Annotated in this window: 1 protein-coding gene; it reads left to right on the top strand. The window is 44.4% G+C overall.

Annotated elements, in window-relative coordinates; translation table 11 throughout:
* A partial coding sequence (locus AC2FA3_RS15610) for an efflux RND transporter permease subunit (RefSeq protein WP_490510392.1) occupies positions 1-239 on the top strand: 239 nt, incomplete at both ends.

The following is a 239-nucleotide window of genomic DNA, read 5'->3' as shown; positions in this document are numbered from 1 at the left end:
ATGTTGAGTTCAACCTGGAGAAAAACGCAGATATCGCTTCTGTAGAGGTTCAGAACCGTGTATCCCAGGCAACCAGCTCTCTGCCGAGCGAGGTTTCCGGTTATGGTGTTACTACTGCCAAAGAATCTGCCGAGACCATTATGTATTTTGCTCTTTATTCTCCTAAAAATACCTATGATGCTATGTTCTTAAGAACATATGCGGATGCGAACTTCCTGGATGCCGTAAAGCGTGTTAAG

This window comes from Janibacter sp. CoH_79_TC_3, from assembly GCF_058197955.1.
This window is presented reverse-complemented; position numbering and strand designations above follow the sequence as displayed.